We start from the raw sequence: 15,190 nt of genomic DNA, 5'->3' as shown, positions 1-15,190 counted from the left end.
CAGATGTCGACAAATATCCAAACTCGCGTCCGCGGCGGCGCCGGGCCCCTCAGTTGCCGCTGCCGCCGAGGTCCTTGATCCAGCCGGACACCGTGCCGGCCCAGGAGCTCAGCTGGTCCCAGTAGCCCTTGCCGGTGCCGATCCAGTCCTGGAGCGGGCTCAGCTCCCAGACCAGCCAGCTCGCGACGAACAGGATGACGATCGTGAACAGGCAGCCCTTCAGGCAGCCGAGTCCGGGGATCTTCATCGGGTTGGCGCCGCGCTGCCGCGGTGCCCGCGGCTCGCGGGCCGGCCGCTGGGGTTCCGGCGCGGGCGGGGGCGCGTACTGCTGCGGCCGGCCGGTCTGGCGGGGCTGCTGCTGCGGCGCCGGTGCGTACTGGCGGGGCTGCGGCTGGTGCTGCGGCGGGTGCTGGGGCTGGTGCTGCGGCTGCTGGTAGCCGTACCCGGGCTGCTGCTGGGGGCGCGGCTGCTGCTGCGGCCGGGCGACCTGCCGCTGGGGGCGGCGGCGCAGCGGGTCCTCGCCCGGGTCGAGGCGGTCCTGGAACTGGGTCTGCTCGTTGCGGTCGCGGGCCGCGCGGAGCTGGGACTGCCAGGGGTGCGGCTGGTCGGGCTGTCCGCCGAAGCCGTCCGGCTGTCCCTGCGGCCCGCCGGGCGGCATCGGCGGCATGGCGCGGGTGGGATCGGCCGCGCCGTGGTGGGGCAGCACGGTGGTCGGGTCGGCCGCGCCGGCCGGGCCGCCGGTGTGCGGCAGCACGCTGGTCGCGCCGTTCGGGTCGTACGACGGCGTGCCCTGCGGCAGCACCTGCGTGGGGCCGGCGGCGCCGGGCGCCCCGTCCGGGGCGGGCACGGCGGTGGGAGCCGGGTCGGGGGCGAGCAGGGCCCCCACGCCCTCGGCGGCGGCGATCTGCGCGGCGCTCGCGTGCACGCCCACGCCCTCGGCGACGACCCGCAGGGCGCGGGCCAGGTTCTCCGCGCCGGGCCGTTCCTCGGGGTTCTTGCGCAGGCAGCGCTCGATGACCGTCCACAGCGGGTCCGGGACGGTGGACGGACGGCGCGGTTCGGCGCTCAGGTGCTGGTGCAGGACCTCCAAGGCGGAGCCGCCGGCGAACGGCGGCCGGCCGGTGACCAGCTCGTACAGCAGGATGCCGGCGCCGTAGATGTCGACGGCGGACGTCTGCGGGCGGCCCTCGGCGGACTCGGGCGCGACGTACGCGGGCGTCCCGACGAACTCGTGGGTGCGGGTCAGGCCGGGCGAGTCGGCGAGGCGGGCGATGCCGAAGTCGGTCAGCATCGGGTGCATCCGCCCGTCGTCCTGCTTCAGCAGGACGTTGGCCGGTTTCAGGTCCCGGTGGACCACTCCGTCGGCGTGGCTCGCGGCGAGGGCGTCGGAGATCTGGGCGGTGAGCAGCGCGGCGGCGACCGGGGTGAACGGGCCGTTCTCGCGCAGGTGGCGGTGCAGGTCGGGACCGTCGACGAGGTCCATGACCAGCGCCAGCAGGTCGCCCTCGACCACCAGGTCGCGGACCCGGACGATGTTCGGGTGGGTGAGCCGGAGCAGCACGGAGCGCTCCCGCAGGAACCGCATCACGACATCGGCGTCGTTCGCCAGCTCCTCCTTGAGGACCTTGATCGCGACGGTCTCGCCGGGCTGGCCCGGCACGGCCGCCTCGGCGCCCGCGGTCTCCCGCTGGCGGGCTCGCCAGACGGTGCCCGTGGCGCCGCGTCCGAGCGGCTCCTCGAGCAGGTACTTGCTGCCTACCGGCCGCACGTCATGCGCTCCCTGCTGCTTGCTTGCCTGTACCCCGCCACCCTCCGGGGCCTCCCGCGGGTGTTCCGCCCCACTGTAGTGCCGCTCCTCGACCTCGCTCCGGCTCCCGCGGAGCCAGGTGCGCGGAGGACGTACATGTTCGACGGGAAGACGCTCGACTCGGGGCGGTTGGTTGCCCAGAGGCGGACGTGACCGATCTCAAGGCGTTATCAAGCAAACATTCGCCGGGCACCGGTCAGGCACTTTTGGGGGCAGAGCCGACCAATCAAGATCACTTGCCGGTGGGCGGCGGGCGCGGTGTCAGCGGCAGGTGCGAGGATGCTGGCAGTACTGGCCGACGTGCTCGCGCGGCGGTGGGGGGAAGTCAGCGGTGGGGGGATCGCTGGGCGGCTTCGTCCTCCCCGTGCCCGGGCGCCCGCGCAGAAGGGACCGCTGACGGCGATGCAGATCCGGCTGACCGTCGTAGACCCGCTGGGCCCGCCGTCCCCCAAGCCCTCGACTCCGCTCGGGCAGGGAGGACCCCCATCGCCCCGGGGCCGCGCCGTGAGCTGTGACGTGCTGGTCACGGCGCCCGCGGGCACGGCGCTGGCCGCGGTGGCGTCGGCGCTCGCCGCCGCGGTCGCCGGGGACGGCGGGACGGCCCCGGAGCGCGGCGGCCGGGAGCGCGGCGCCGAGCGCGGCGGCCGGGAGCCCGGCGCGGGCCCCGTGGTGCTGTACGCGGGCACGGAGCGGCTCGACACCCAGCGCTGCACGCTCGGCGAACCGCCGCTGCTGGACGGCGCGGTGCTGTCGCTGGGCGCCCCCGCCGAGACCGAGCCGCACCCCGAGCTCGACGAGGCCCCCACCCAGTTGCACGTGGTCGCGGGGCCGGACGCCGGCGGGGTCCATCTGCTGCACGGCGGTCAGATCACCGTGGGCCGCTCCGCCGACGCCGACGTACCGCTCGACGACCCCGACGTCTCCCGGGTGCACTGCGCGGTGACGGTCGCCCCGGACGGCCGCGTCCAGGTCGCCGACCTCGGCTCCACCAACGGCACGGTGCTCGACGACCGGCAGGTCGGCGCCCGCCCGGTCCGGTTCGCCCCGGGCGCGCTGCTGCGCATCGGCGAGTCGGTGCTGCGCCTGACCCCGGCCGCCGGACCGGCGGTGCGCGTGGCGACGGCCCCGGACGGCGAGGGGCACGTGCGGATCTCCGTGCCGGGCGGCGCCGGGCCCGTCGCGGGCGACGGCGCGGCACACGCGCGTGTGCCGGTCGGCGGTGCCGACGGTGCGGGCCCGGGCGCGGCCACGACGACGGGCACCGGCACCGCCAGGGGCATGAGCGCCGGCACCGGCCCGCGGCAGGCGTCCGGAGGCACGCCGGGGGGCGCGCCCGCGCCGGACGCGCCGGGGAGCCCGGGACACGGCGGAGGAGGAAGCCGGGAACACGGCTTCACCGAGTCTCCCGGGCTGCCCCCGCGGGGCCGCGCGTACCGGGTCGACAGCCATGACGGAGGGGACACCCACGCCGGTCGCGGCGGGGTCGGCGGCCACCCCGGCGCCTTCGCCGGGGACCCGGACGACGCCGTCGCGGGGACCGGGGAGAGCGGGCGCAAGGGGACCCCCCTGCGAGGCACCGAGGTTCCGCCGGGCCTGCGCAGGCGGGGCGGGCTCGGGGCGTGGGCACGGCGCCTGGCCGGCGGGCGCGGCGAGTCCGCGGCGGTCCGGACCGGGGCGTACGACGACCCGGCGCCCGGCCTGCCGGAGCGGGACGCGCCCACGCCGCACGGGACGCCCCAGCTGCCTGAGACCTGGCCGGACCCGGCGGCACTGCTGCTGACCGCGCTGGGACCGGGACCACGGCTGTGGGAGCGCGGCCCGGGGCATCCGGAGGCGCTCACGGTGCGGCTCGGCACGGCCGACCGGCCGGTCCCCGACGGCTCGGGGCGGCTGCTGGCCGCGGTGCCGGTGACCGCGGGACTGCGCGAGGTGGGCGCGCTGGGCCTGGCCGGGCCGCGCGCCCGTCTGTCCGGGCTGGCCCGCGCGGTGCTGGCGCAGCTCGCCGCGCTGCACTCCCCGGAGGGCCTCGAGATCGTCCTGATCAGCGCCGACCGCGCCCGCCCCCTGGAGGAACGCACGGCCGAGTGGGCCTGGCTCGGCTGGCTCCCGCATGTGCGGCCGGGCCACGGCCAGGACTGCCGGCTCCTGCTGGCGCACGACCGCGAACAGGCCGAGGCCCGCACGGACGAACTCCTGCGCCGCCTCGACGACCACCTGACCGACACGCGTGCGGCCGGTCCCGCCCGGACCGGCGCCGACGCCGGGGGCGCGCCCGCGCCGCGGCACTCGCCGGGCCCCGGGGACCTCGGCCACGCGGCGCCGGGCGGGCCGTCGTCCATGCCGTCGTCCGCGAGCGGCGCCGCCCGACGGCCCTCCTGGGCCAGGGACGGGGACCCGGTGGGCGAGCGGGCGTTCGCGGGGCCGTACACCGTGGTCGTCGTGGACGGCGACCCGGGCGGGGCCGTGGTGCGCGAGGCGGTGGCGCGGCTGGCGCAGGAGGGGCCGCGGGCCGGGATACACGTTCTGTGCCTCGCCGAGGCGGTGCCCGCCTCGCCCGCTTCACCGGTGACGGAGACGTACGAGGCGGCGTGCGCGGTGTCGCCGGTGTTCCGCGAGTGCGGGGCCGTCGCGCTGCTCAGCGGTGACGTGGCGACGGCGCTGCGGCTGATGCGCGTCGCGCGGTCCGGCGCGGAAGCGCGCCGGCCCGGCCCCGCGCACGCCGTCACGTCGGCGCAGGCGGGCCCGCACGCGCACCGGCGGGCGCAGGCGCGTCCGGACGCCTACGCCTCCGCGCCGCCCGCGCGGGCGCAGGACGTGGAGACCGCCCGCCCCACTCCGGTGGCCCCCGGCACCGTCGCCGTCGTCGACGCCGTGTCCCTCGCGTGGGCCGAGCGCTTCGCGCGGGCGCTGGCGCCCCTGCGGACGGCGGACCCGGCCGACGACGAGCGGCCCGCGCGGGTGTCCGCGCCGCTGCCGCTGTCGGCTCGGCTGCTCGACGAGCTGGGACTGGCCCGGGCCACGCCGGCGTCGCTCCAGGCGCGCTGGGCCGACGCGGCGGACGACGCCGGGGCTCTCGGCGGGCGGGCGGTGCTGATACTCGGCGCCGGTCCGCGCGGGCCGGTCTGCGCCGACCTCGTGGCCGACGGCCCGCACCTGCTGATCGAGGGGCCGGCCGGCAGCGGCCGTACGGAGCTGCTGCGGTCGGTCGTCGCCTCGCTCGCCACCGCCGAGCGCCCGGACCGGCTCGGCATCGTCCTGCTGGACGGCCGGGACGGCGTCGGCGCGGGCGGCGGGCACGGCGACGGGCTGCGGGTCTGTACGGACGTACCGCATGTCACCACCCACCTCACCGCCAACGATCCGGTGCGCATGCGGGAGTTCGCCCAGTCGCTGAGCGCCGAGCTGAAGCGGCGGGCAGAGCTGCTGGGGCTGGCCGACTTCGCCGAGTGGCACACCCGGCGCGAGGTGTCCGGCCGTATCGTCGCCCAGCGCACCGCGCCGGGCCGCGGCGTCGCGGGCCGCACCCCGGCACAGCCGAGGCCGGCCGACGCCGCGCCGGGCGGCGCGGCGGCCTTCGGGGCGGCCGATCTCGACGCGCCGCCCAGTTCCACCCTGCGGCTGCGGCCGCCGGCGGCCCGGGCGCGGGCCGAGGCGGCTCCGCCGCTGCCCCGGCTCGTCGTGGTCGTGGACGACCTGGACCTCCTGGTCTCCCCCGCGCTCGGCTCGCCCGGGCGTCCCGCGGCCGGCTCGGTGATACGCGCGCTGGAGGCGGTGGCCCGGGACGGCGAGCGGCTCGGCGTCCACCTGGTCGCGGCCACCGCCCCCGGGGGCCGTACGGCGGAGACGGAACCGGCCCGCCGGGCCACGCTCCGGGTCGTCCTGGACGCCCCCGCCAGCGGCCGTGGGAGCGCCTCGCCGATGGAGGGAAGCCGGGAGCCCGCGGGAGAGCCGGCGCCGGGGCGCGGTCGGCTGACCGGCGCGGACGGCCGTGCCGTCCCGTTCCAGGGCGGCCGGGTCACGGGCCGTATCCCGCGGACGGCGACCCAGCGCCCCACGGTCGTCCCCCTGGAGTGGCAGCGCATGGGCGACCCGCCGGCCCGCCGCTCGGTACGGGAGCTGGGCAACGGACCGACGGACCTGGCCCTGCTGGCCAGCGCGCTGGAACGGGCGGCGCGGGAGGTGTCGGCCGCACAGGTCCCCTCCCTGCTGTGACCACCCCGCCGCGGCACTCCGGTGCCGCGGCGCTGTGGCGCTCCGGGACGCCCGGCCCCTGCCGCCGCCGGCCGTCCCCGGTCCCGCACCACCGCCGTCACCGCGGGGTGCCCCGGTCCCGCACCGCCGCCGTCACCGCCCGGCGTCACCCGCCCACGCCAGCCGTCGCCTCCTGCCACCACCCGCCGACGACCTCCGCACCGCACCACAGGACACCTCCGCGCCCCGCCACCGGACGCCACCGCGCCGCACCGCAGGACGCCACCGCGCCGCACCGCAGGACGCCACCGCGCCGCACCGCAGGACGTACCCCACCGCATCGCCGGACGCCAACGCTGACGGTGAGTCACGACGTGTTAACGATCGCGTGGTTGACACCGTGGGCGCTCTTGCCGACGTCCGGAGCCCGGCGTAGACCAGAGCGCACGGGACAGCCCTCGGACGTTCGACGAGTACGAAGAACGGGGCAGTGATGCGCAGCACGAGCAGCACCATCCGCAAACGCAGGGCCGCCAGGACCGCGGCGGCCGTCGCCGCGGGGGCCCTGGCCCTCTCCCTCACCGCGTGCGGCGGCGGGAACGACGACGACAAGACCAGCGGCGACAAGAGCAGCACGGGCGCCGGCGGCGGGGGCGGCGGCACGGAGACCGGCGCCACCGTCACCCTTCCGAAGCTGAACGGCACGACCCTGGAGGTCGCGGCCGTCTGGACCGGCGGCGAGCAGGCCAACTTCAAGAAGGTCCTCGCGGAGTTCACCCGGCGCACCGGCGCCAAGGTCACCTTCGTGCCCGCCCAGGACCCGATCATCAACTTCCTCGGCTCGAAGGTCGCGGGCGGACAGCCGCCGGACGTGGCGCTGCTCCCGCAGCCGGGCGCCATCAAGCAGGCCGTGGACAAGAAGTGGGCCAAGCCGCTCGGGCCCGAGGCGCGGGCGCAGCTCGCCAAGAACTACGCGCAGGGCTGGCAGGACATCGGCAAGGTCGGCGGCAAGCAATACGGCGCCTACTACAAGGCCGCCAACAAGTCGCTGATCTGGTACAACACCAAGGTCTTCGAGGGCGCGGGCGCGGCCGAGCCCAAGACCTGGAAGGACCTGCTCACCACCGCGCAGAAGGTCTACGACTCCGGTGTCACCCCGTTCTCGGTCGGCGGCGCCGACGGCTGGACCCTCACCGACTGGTTCGAGAACGTCTACCTCTCCCAGGCGGGCCCGGAGAAGTACGACCAGCTCGCCCAGCACAAGATCAAGTGGACGGACCCGTCCGTCAAGCAGGCCCTGACCACCCTGGCGCAGATCTGGTCCAGGAAGGACTACATCGCGGGCGGCCCGGCCGGCGCGCTCCAGGTGGAGTTCCCCGCCTCCGTCACGCAGACCTTCACCGGCGGCGACCAGCCGAAGGCCGGCATGGTCTACGAGGGCGACTTCGCCCAGGTCAACATCGGCGAGACCAAGGCCAAGGTGGGCACGGACGCCAAGGTGTTCCCGTTCCCGGCCGTGGGCTCCACGGCGCCCGTGGTCTCCGGCGGCGACGCGGCGGTGATCCTGAAGGACTCCAGGGCGGCGCAGGCGCTGGTCACCTTCCTGGCCTCGCCGGACGCGGCGACCATCCAGGCCAGGCTGGGCGGTTACCTCTCGCCGAACAAGAACGTGCCGGAGTCGGCGTACCCGAACGAGGTGCAGCGAACCATCGCCAAGGCGCTGATCGCGTCGGGCGACTCCTTCCGCTTCGACATGTCCGACCAGGCCCCGCAGGCGTTCGGCGGAACGCCCGGCAAGGGCGAGTGGAAGGACCTCCAGGACTTCCTGAAGAACCCGTCGGACGTCGCGGGCACCCAGGCGAGGCTGGAGCGGGACGCGGCGGCGGCGTACGGCGGCGGGAGCTGATCCGGCGATGACGGCTCGCACCCACCGAGGACGGGACCGATGACGTCGGCAGCCGCCAAGGGCGTCGCCGGGACCCCGGTGACGCCGCCCGCCCCCCGCCGGCGCAAGAGCGTGACCGGCACCCGCAAGACCGTGGCGGCCCTCTTCCTGCTGCCCGCCCTGGTGCTGCTCGGCGCGCTCGTGGTCTACCCGATCGGGTACTCGATCGTCCGCAGCTTCTACGACTCCTCCGGCGACGGCTTCGCCGGGTTCGACAACTACCGGGCGCTCTTCACCGACGACGGCATCCGCACCGCGCTGAAGAACAACGTCATCTGGGTGGTGTTCGCCCCGGCGGTGGCCACCGCGCTCGGTCTGGTCTTCGCGGTGCTGACCGAACGGGTGCGCTGGGGAACGGCGTTCAAGCTGGTCGTCTTCATGCCGATGGCGATCTCGATGCTGGCGGCCGGGATCATCTTCCGGCTGGTGTACGACCAGGACCCGGACAAGGGCGTCGCCAACGCGGTGTGGGTCGGCGTCCACGACACCTTCGCCCAGTCCTCGGCGTTCCCGAAGGCGCACCCGGGCCGCGACTCGCCGCTCGCGCCCGACCACGGCGGGTTCCTCACCACGAGCCCCGTCCACACGGGCCAGTCGGTCGCCCTGCCGCTCGTCGGCGTCGCCCCCGACCAGATGCCGGCCGGCGCGAAGAGGGCCGTGCGGGCCGGGGCCGAGCCGGGGAGGATCACCGGCACCACCTGGCAGGACTTCACCCGCGGCAAGGGCGTCGGGCGGCTCGGCGCGGTCGACCCGTCGGAGCTGGGCTACTCCGGGATGCGGATCGAGGCGGTCAGGGACGGCAAGGTGGTGGCGACCGCGAAGGCCGCGGCCGACGGCACCTTCACCCTGCCCGCGAAGGCCGACGGCGCCCGGCTCCGACTCCCGGCGAGCAACTTCAAGGCGCCGTACAACGGGGTGGACTGGCTCGGCCCCTCGCTGGTCACCCCGGCGATCATCGGGGCGTACGTGTGGATGTGGGCCGGGTTCGCGATGGTGCTGATCGCGGCCGGTCTGGCGGGCGTGCCGCGGGAGCTGCTGGAGGCCGCCCGGGTGGACGGCGCGGGCGAGTGGCAGGTGTTCCGGCGGATCACCGTCCCCCTGCTGGCGCCGGTGCTCGCGGTCGTCGCCGTCACCTTGATGATCAACGTGCTGAAGATCTTCGACCTGGTCTTCATCATCGCCCCCGGTTCCTCCCAGGACGACGCCGACGTGCTGGCCCTGGAGCTGTACCGCAAGGGCTTCTCGGAGGACCGCCCGGGCGTGGCCAGCGCCATCTCGGTCTTCCTGCTCCTGCTGGTGATCCCGGTGATGCTGTTCAACATGCGGCGGTTGCGACGGGAGGCGCGGCGATGACCACAGAGGCCGTCACGAAGGCGACCCCCGCTTCCCGGCCCGTAGGAGCCCGGCGGCCGCTCGGCTCCCGGCTCGCCGAGGCCGTCGGCGGCGGCCTGGTCCGGGTGTTCCTGATCCTGGTGGGCCTGTTCTGGCTGGTCCCGACGATCGGACTGCTGCTGTCGTCGCTGCGCTCGCCCGAGGACATGAGCGCGAGCGGGTGGTGGTCGGTGTTCGGCAAGCCCTCGCAGCTCACCTTCGACAGCTACCAGAAGCTCCTGGAGAACGGCGACATCACCGACTCCCTGCTGAACACCGCCCTGATCACCGTCCCGGCGACGGTCCTGGTGGTCGTGGTCGGCTCGCTCGCGGGCTACGCGTTCGCGTGGATGGAGTTCCCCGGCCGCGACTGGTGGTTCCTGGCGGTGGTCGGGCTGCTGGTCGTGCCGGTGCAGGTCGCTCTCATTCCGATCGCCGAACTGTTCGGCCGGATCGGCCTGTTCGGGACGATCCTCGGCGTGGTCCTGTTCCACACCGGCTTCGGGCTGCCGTTCGCGGTGTTCCTGCTGCGGAACTTCTTCGCGGAGATCCCGCGCGAACTGCTGGAGGCCGCCCGGCTCGACGGCGCCGGCGAACTGCGCCTGTTCGCCAGGGTGGTGATGCCGCTCGGCGGCCCGGCCATCGCCAGCCTGGGCATCTTCCAGTTCCTGTGGGTGTGGAACGACATGCTGGTCGCGCTGGTGTTCACCAAGTCCGGCACGCAGCCGGTCACGGTCGCGCTGCAGACCCAGGTGCGCCAGTTCGGCAACAACGTCGACGTGCTGGCGCCCGGCGCGTTCATCTCGATGGTGATACCGCTGGCCGTGTTCTTCGCGTTCCAGCGGCAGTTCGTGTCCGGTGTGATGGCGGGCGCCGTCAAGTGACCGCGTGACGGCCCGGGGTGGGAGGGGCCGGGCCGTCACCGGGCCGCCCTCTCCCGTTCACCTCTTGTCCCCCACATGCCGTATCGGACCGTAACCGATTCACTCCATCGGCCGTTGCCGGGCACAGCCCCCTCGTGACGACGGGGCCGACCGCCCGCGCCGACCCTTGGATGGCCCGTTGCCCAGGTTCAGTGTCATCGTCCCCGCGTACCGGGTCCAGGCGTATCTGCCCGAGTGCCTGGAGTCGGTGCTCTCCCAGTCCTTCACGGACTTCGAACTGATCGCCGTCGACGACTGCTCGCCGGACGCCTGCGGCGCGATCGCCGACGAGTTCGCGGCCCGTGACCCGCGGGTCCGCGCCGTCCACCTGCCGCACAACCAGGGCCTCGGTCCCGCCCGCAACGCGGGGATGGCCGAGGCCGGCGGCGACTACCTGGTCTTCCTGGACGGCGACGACACGCTCACGCCGGACGCGCTGCGGTCGATCGCCGACCGCCTGGCTCGGACCGGTGAACCCGACGTGCTGGTCTACGGCTTCGCCCGCACCCACTGGAACGGCGAGACCGTCCGCGACCCGATCCGCGCCCCGCTCGCCCAGGACGGCCCCGCCCCCTTCCGGCCGGCCGACCGTCCGGAGCTGCTCCGGGTGCTGATGGTGGCCTGGAACAAGGCGTGCCGGCGGGACTTCGTGGCGCGCGAGGGCTTCGCCTTCCCCACCGGCTACTACGAGGACACGCCGTGGACCTACCCGGTCCTGCTGGCGGCGGGCTCCGTCGCGACCCTGGACCGGGTGTGCGTGCACTACCGGCAGCGCCGCCGGGGCAGCATCCTGGGCACCACCAGCCGCCGGCACTTCGAGGTGTTCGAGCAGTACGACCGGGTCTTCGCCTTCCTCGACACACGGCCCGAACTGGCCCGCTGGCGGCCGTTGCTGTTCCGCCGGATGGTCGACCACCTCTGCACGGTGTTCACCCGGCCCGGCCGGCTGCCGCGCGGCTCCCGCGCCGAGTTCCTGCGCAGGGCACGGACGTACTACCGCCGCTACCGCGCCCCGGGGGCCGAGCCCGGACCGCGCTCCCGGCTGCGGCACGCCCTGGTCCGCCTCGGCGCGCACCGCGTCTTCCGCGCGCTGCTGCTGGCGACGGCGCTGCGCCGCCGGGCCGGCGCGGTGACCGTCCGGTCGCTGCGGGCGCTGCGCGCGGCCCTGCTCCAGGCGCACTACCGGATCCAGCTGTGCCTGCCGGTGCGCGCCGACCGCGCCGTCTTCGCCGCGTACTGGGGACTCGGGCACTGCTGCCACCCGGGCGCGCTGGAGACGGCGTTCCGCGAGTTCGCGCCGCACATCCGCACGGCGTGGATCGCCCGGCCCGAGCACCACGGCACGGTCCCGGCCGGCACCCGCCCGCTGGCGCCGGGCACCGCCGCGTACTGGACGGCGCTGGCCCGCTCCAGGTACCTGGTCAACAACGTCAACTTCGACCACCGCCTGGTCAAGCGCCGCGGTCAGGTGTTCGTCCAGACCCAGCACGGCACCCCGCTCAAGCACATGGGCCTGGACCTCCAGGAGCGTCCGGCGGCGGCCCGCGGCATGGACTTCGCGCGGCTGCTGGCCAACGTCGACAAGTGGGACTACGTCCTGTCCGGCAACCGGCACACCACGCTGACCTGGGAACGGGTCTACCCCGGCCGCTACACCACCCTGGAGTACGGCGGTCCGCGCAACGACGTCTTCCAGCGGGCGACCTCGGTCGACGTGGCCCGGCTGCGCGAGTCGCTGGGCGTCCCGGAGGGCGCGGTGGCCCTGCTGTACGCGCCGACCCACCGCGACCACCGCCGCACCCAGCACACCGCCCTGGACCTGGAGCGCCTCCTGAACCGCCTCGGCCCGCGCTTCGTCGTCCTGGCCCGCGCCCACTACGCGCGGGGCGGCCCGCTCGCCACCGCCTCCGGGGCGACGCCGGACGCGGACGGCCGGGTCATCGACGTCAGCGGGCACCCGAGCGTGGAGTCCCTGTGCCTGGCCTCCGACGCGCTGATCACCGACTACTCGTCGATCATGTTCGACTACGCCAACCTGGACCGGCCGATCGTGCTCCTCACCGACGACTGGGAGGCGTACGAGGCGGCCCGCGGTACCTACTTCGACGTGCGCGCCCACCCGCCGGGCGCGGTCGCGCGCAGTGCCGACGAGCTGGCCGACATCCTCGCCGGCGACCACTGGCGCGGCTCCCGCTCCGCCCAGTTGCGCGCCGCGTTCCGGGAGCGGTTCTGCGCGTACGACGACGGGCGCGCCGCCGAGCGGGTCGTACGCCACGTGGTGCTCGGGCAGACCGACGAGGCGGCCGGGCTGCCGCCCGTCGTCCCGCCCGCCCGGCGGCACCCGGTGCCGTCGCAGGCCGCGGCGGGCCCGGCCCGTTCCCTGCTCGCCACCGTGCCGCAACCCGCGGGCCCCCAGACCGTCACCGAGAGCCGCTGAACACCGTTTGACCTTCCGGGAGTCCGCGTGCGCCCCGGTATCCCGCGGCCCGCCGCCGGCCCGGCCCGGCGGCCGCCGGGGCGGGGCGGGCCGGGGCGCCGGGAGGCACACCCGGACGGCAGGCCGGGACACCGGCGGACGCGCCCGTGGCGCGGTCCGGCCCGCCGTCGGGCGCACCGGACCAGGACATCGACGAAAAGAGCAGAATGCCCCGCTTCAGCATCATCGTCCCGTCCCATGGGGTGGCGGGCCGGCTGTCCCAGGCGCTGGACTCCGTCCTCGCCCAGTCCTTCGGCGACTTCGAGCTGATCCCGGTGTGCGACGCGCCCGACGCCCCGGCCGCCGACGTCGCCGCCGGCCACGCCGGGCGGGACGCCCGGGTGACCGTGGTGCACTCGCCGCCGGCCGCGGGACTCGCCGGGGCGCGCAACGCCGGGATGCGGGCGGCGACCGGGGCGTACCTGCTGTTCCTCGACGGTGACGACGTGCTCCTGCCGGGCGCGCTGGGCGCGCTGGCCGCCCGGCTGGCGGAGACCGGCGACGTCGACGCGCTGTACTTCGAGCACGAGCGGACGCCCTGGTGGGAGGAGATGCCGGCCGGTCCGGCCGGACGGCTGCCGGTGGAGCTGCCCGCGCACGCCGTGGCGCCCGGCGAGGCTCCGCGCCTGACGGGCGTGCGGTGGCCCGCCTGGAGCGCCGCCTACCGCCGTGCCTTCGTGACCGGCCGGGGCATCGGCTTCCCCGCCGGGCACCACACCGACCTCGGCTGGGGCGGTTTGGTCACCGTGGCCGCCGAGCGGATCGCGGTGCTGCGCCGGGTCGTCGTACAGCACCGGGAACGCCGGCAGGGCAGCCGGCTCGATCACCCGGGCGAGCACCAGTTCGACCTCCTCGACCAGTCCGAGCGGGTGCTCGCCCGGGCCGCCGAGCAGGGCCTGTCCGCCGAACGGTTCGCGCCGCTGTTCGAGCAGGTCCTGGCCGCCGTGCTGGAGACGGCCGCGCACCCGCGACGGCTGCCCGCGCGCCGCCGACGCGTCTTCCTGCGCCGGGCCCGCGACCTCTACCGCCGCCACCGTCCGGCGGGGTTCCGCCCGGCCGGGCCGCGCCGGACCGCGCCGCCGGCGGCCGGGCCGCTGCCGGACGGCGGCGGGCCCGAGGGCCGGCCGCCCGAGCGGCCCCCCGGCCGCCTCGCCGGCCGGATCGGCCTCGGCGGCCCGCTGCCCACGGTCGTGGCGTACCCCGTCTTCCGCGCCCTGTGCGCGGCCGGCCGGGCCGCCCGGCGGGCCGCCCGGGCGCGCACCGGCTGCCTGGACCGGGTCCGGGGCCGGTGCGCGCGCCTGGCCTACCGGTGGCACCTGCGCCGCCCCCTCGACGAGGGCCTCGTCGTGTACTGCGCCTACTGGGGCCGCGGTTACGCCTGCAACCCGGCGGCGCTGCACGCCGCCGCCCGTGAACTCGCCCCGCACCTGCGGGCGGTGTTCCTGGTGGAGCCCGGCCAGGAGCACACCGTCCCCGAGGACGTCGACCACGCGCTGATCGGCAGCCGCCGGTACTGGGAGGTGCTGGCCCGCGCCAAGTACCTGGTGAACAACGCCAACTTCGCCGACGCCGTCGTCAAGCGCCCCGGCAGCGTGCACCTCCAGACGCAGCACGGCACCCCGCTGAAGATGATGGGCTGCGACCAGTCGACGTACCCGGTGGTGGCGGCGCGGACCGGCAGCTTCACCAAGCTGCTGCGCCGCGTGGACCGCTGGGACTACAACCTCTCCGCCAACCGGCACTCCACCGAGATGTGGGAGCGGGCCTTCCCCGGCTCCTACGAGACCCTGGAGTACGGCTATCCGCGCAACGACGTCTTCTGCACGGCGCGCGCCGAGGACGTGGCCCGGGTCCGCCGCGAACTGGGCGTCCCCGAGGGCGCGACGGCCGTCCTGTACGCGCCCACCCACCGCGACCACCGCACCGGTTTCGAGACGGGCCTCGACCTTGAGGCGTTCTGCGCGGCGGCCGGCGAGAACGTCGTCGTGCTGCTGCGCGCCCACTACTTCTACGACCGGGGCGGGCGGCACGGCTCCGGCCGGGTCATCGACGTGACCGCGCACCGCTCGACCGAGGAGGTGTGCCTGGCCGCCGACGCTCTGGTCACCGACTACTCGTCGATCATGTTCGACTACGCCAACCTCGACCGGCCGATCGTGGTCCTCGCCGACGACTGGGAGGTGTACCGGGAGACGCGGGGCGTCTACTTCGACCTGCTGGGGACTCCGCCGGGCCCGGTGGCGCGCACCCCGGGCGAACTGGCGGCCCTCTTCCGCGACGGCTCGTACGCGGGCGCGCGGTCGGCCGCGCTGCGGGCCGCGTTCCGCGAGCGGTTCTGCCAGTTCGACGACGGCCGCGCCGCCGAGCGCGTCGTACGCCGGGTGTTCCTCGGCCAGCCGCCGGAGACGCTGCCGCCCCTCGTCCCCCTGGCACAGCGCGTCCCGGCCCCCGCCGCCACCCTCACAAGGAGCTGACAA

7 protein-coding genes are annotated in these 15,190 nt (G+C 75.7%); 6 read left to right on the top strand and 1 reads right to left on the bottom strand.

Annotation, left to right across the window (positions count from 1 at the left end):
* Positions 1–49 precede the first annotated feature (49 nt).
* On the bottom strand, positions 50–1,768 hold the full coding sequence (locus ACF061_RS32375) for a serine/threonine-protein kinase (protein ID WP_392270566.1): 1,719 nt from the start codon (positions 1,766–1,768) through the stop codon (positions 50–52).
* A gap of 441 nt (positions 1,769–2,209) precedes the next feature.
* Between ACF061_RS32375 and ACF061_RS32370 the strand changes: the two genes are divergently transcribed.
* From ACF061_RS32370 to ACF061_RS32345, 6 genes are all read left to right on the top strand, one after another.
* Positions 2,210–6,019 carry an FHA domain-containing protein gene (locus ACF061_RS32370; RefSeq protein ID WP_392270565.1) on the top strand — a complete coding sequence of 1,270 codons (3,810 nt, stop codon included), beginning with the start codon at positions 2,210–2,212 and terminating at the stop codon, positions 6,017–6,019.
* Positions 6,020–6,491: 472 nt separating this feature from the next.
* Positions 6,492–7,904 (top strand): ABC transporter substrate-binding protein, encoded by a 1,413-nt coding sequence (locus tag ACF061_RS32365; protein ID WP_392270564.1) that lies wholly within the window; start codon positions 6,492–6,494, stop codon positions 7,902–7,904.
* A 39-nt stretch (positions 7,905–7,943) separates the two neighbouring features.
* Positions 7,944–9,296: a carbohydrate ABC transporter permease gene (locus ACF061_RS32360; protein ID WP_392270563.1), complete on the top strand. Its 1,353-nt coding sequence runs from the start codon at positions 7,944–7,946 to the stop codon at positions 9,294–9,296.
* Positions 9,293–10,198 carry a carbohydrate ABC transporter permease gene (locus ACF061_RS32355; protein ID WP_392270562.1) on the top strand — a complete coding sequence of 302 codons (906 nt, stop codon included), beginning with the start codon at positions 9,293–9,295 and terminating at the stop codon, positions 10,196–10,198. Before ACF061_RS32360 ends, ACF061_RS32355 begins: the two co-directional genes overlap by 4 nt.
* Positions 10,199–10,376: 178 nt before the next feature.
* Positions 10,377–12,674, top strand: a complete 2,298-nt coding sequence (locus tag ACF061_RS32350) for a CDP-glycerol glycerophosphotransferase family protein (protein WP_392270561.1) — start codon at positions 10,377–10,379, stop codon at positions 12,672–12,674.
* A gap of 206 nt (positions 12,675–12,880) precedes the next feature.
* Complete coding sequence (locus ACF061_RS32345; protein ID WP_392270560.1) at positions 12,881–15,187, top strand: bifunctional glycosyltransferase family 2 protein/CDP-glycerol:glycerophosphate glycerophosphotransferase; 2,307 nt, start codon at positions 12,881–12,883, stop codon at positions 15,185–15,187.
* The last annotated feature ends 3 nt before the right edge of the window (positions 15,188–15,190 follow it).

This window comes from Streptomyces sp. NPDC015220 (assembly GCF_043079345.1).
GTDB lineage: Bacteria > Actinomycetota > Actinomycetes > Streptomycetales > Streptomycetaceae > Streptomyces.
The sequence above is the reverse complement of the archived record's forward strand: the minus strand, read 5'-3'. Positions and strand labels throughout refer to the sequence as shown.